Here is a 677-nt window from a genome sequence, read left to right as displayed (position 1 = left end):
GGGCGGGGGCGGGGGCCGCCGACGCGCCGGTCGCGGCGGTCGTGCCGAAGGCGAGGGCGGCGACGGCCGACAGCGCGAGCGCGGCCGTCCGCACTCTGCTTCGTACCAGAGTGAACATCGTTGATCGGTCTCCCGTCGGATGGTTCGGCGCCCGACCTGTTCGAAAGCGCCGAGTGAGCACTCCGAGTTTTCCGCTCACGTGACCGAATCCCGAAGATCTTGCGCGAATTCTTCACGACTCCTCCGCACCTGGCGTCACAGATCGGCCGCCGGGCAGGGGAGTTGGCGCGTCTTGACCACGCAAGGAGTTGGGGTGTCCGTACCACGCAAGGGAGTTGGGTCGTCCCCGCGGGAAGAATCCGGCCGACCACCTCGGGGTGCGGCGGCCGGCTCGGCGCGCTGTAGCGTCGGGGATCAAGTGTCAACGGTGAGGAACGGAGTGGCCCATGAGCAGCGCAGGCGACCGGATCGACACGTCGACGGCGCATTCGGCGCGGGTGTACGACTACATCCTGGGCGGCAAGGACCACTACCCCGTCGACGCCGAGGCGGGCGACACGATGTGCGAGCACTGGCCCGCGCTTCCGGTGCACATGCTGGAGAACCGCCGCTTCATGCACCGCGCCGGGCACTACCTGGCCCAGGAGCAGGGCATCCGGCAGTTCCTCGACATCGGC

The 677-nt window shown here is 69.0% G+C and carries 1 protein-coding gene; it reads left to right on the top strand.

Translation table 11 applies throughout. The features are described 5' to 3' along the window. Positions 1 to 446: 446 nt before the first annotated feature. Positions 447 to 677: SAM-dependent methyltransferase (locus AOK22_RS42420; RefSeq protein ID WP_244164664.1), on the top strand; the 231-nt coding region annotated here is incomplete at its 3' end.

The sequence above is a fragment of the Streptomyces silaceus genome, from assembly GCF_001419745.1.
Classification (GTDB): domain Bacteria; phylum Actinomycetota; class Actinomycetes; order Streptomycetales; family Streptomycetaceae; genus Streptomyces; species Streptomyces silaceus.
The sequence above is the reverse complement of the archived record's forward strand: the minus strand, read 5'-3'. Positions and strand labels throughout refer to the sequence as shown.